Here is a 298-nt window from a genome sequence, read left to right as displayed (position 1 = left end):
GCCGAACTTTCCTGGCACCATCACTGAAAAGATAAGTTGGTCTGCCAATGTAAGCATCTCCTGACCGATCTCGGTACTATGGTTTAAATCCAATAATTCAGGCTCTATCTGAAATCCTGCAGCCTGCATTGCATCATATAACTGGGTGGTTTGTTGCTCGGTTGCAAGCGTTTTTGTTTCAAGAATTTTAGTGAAGAATTCATATTCTCCTGCTAATCCCCTAAAAATTTTTCCTTTGGCTTCAGGAATGTACCTGTACATCATCGCCAAAAAATTAGTTTCATTTATTCCACTTATA

1 protein-coding gene is annotated in these 298 nt (G+C 39.3%); it reads right to left on the bottom strand.

Annotated elements, in window-relative coordinates; translation table 11 throughout:
• Positions 1 to 298: hypothetical protein (locus SB725_RS30660; RefSeq protein ID WP_410923116.1), on the bottom strand; the 298-nt coding region annotated here is incomplete at both ends.

Source organism: Pseudomonas sp. SIMBA_041, assembly GCF_046535095.1.
GTDB lineage: Bacteria > Pseudomonadota > Gammaproteobacteria > Pseudomonadales > Pseudomonadaceae > Aquipseudomonas > Aquipseudomonas mucoides.
Note: the sequence above shows the minus strand (reverse complement) of the source record. Positions and strands in the feature narration are given on the sequence as shown.